Source organism: Paenibacillus xylanexedens (assembly GCF_007676705.1).
Lineage (GTDB): Bacteria > Bacillota > Bacilli > Paenibacillales > Paenibacillaceae > Paenibacillus > Paenibacillus xylanexedens_C.
Genome location: NZ_VEBF01000232.1, coordinates 1 through 289, shown reverse-complemented (window position 1 = coordinate 289; position 289 = coordinate 1). Strand labels below are relative to the sequence as shown.

Genomic DNA, 289 nt, shown 5'->3' with positions numbered 1-289 from the left:
GTTAACCACTCGTTTTATCGAGATCGATGATCTCCCCTTTTATTTTCCCCTCAAACCCATTCTCATTACCATCCCCCCCTTTCTCTTATTATTTTTCTCCATTTCACTCTTCACATTCCTTTTTATCCCAAACAAACCGACGTTAGAACTTTTCACCCCAACCAACAAACCTAAAAAACACCCCAAACCTTCATCCTTCTTCTCCCTTCTCCCTTTTCCATTACTTACACTACGTTTTCTCCTACTCCCTACCCACTTAAATGGTCGAACAATCATCCTTCCAGCACTA

General features: G+C 41.2%; 1 protein-coding gene. It reads right to left on the bottom strand.

Going from position 1 to position 289, the window contains the following annotated elements; all coding sequences use genetic code 11:
• Positions 1-39 precede the first annotated feature (39 nt).
• Positions 40-289, bottom strand: a 250-nt coding sequence (locus FS628_RS32200) for a hypothetical protein (RefSeq protein ID WP_222125328.1), incomplete at its 5' end; no start/stop codon positions are given.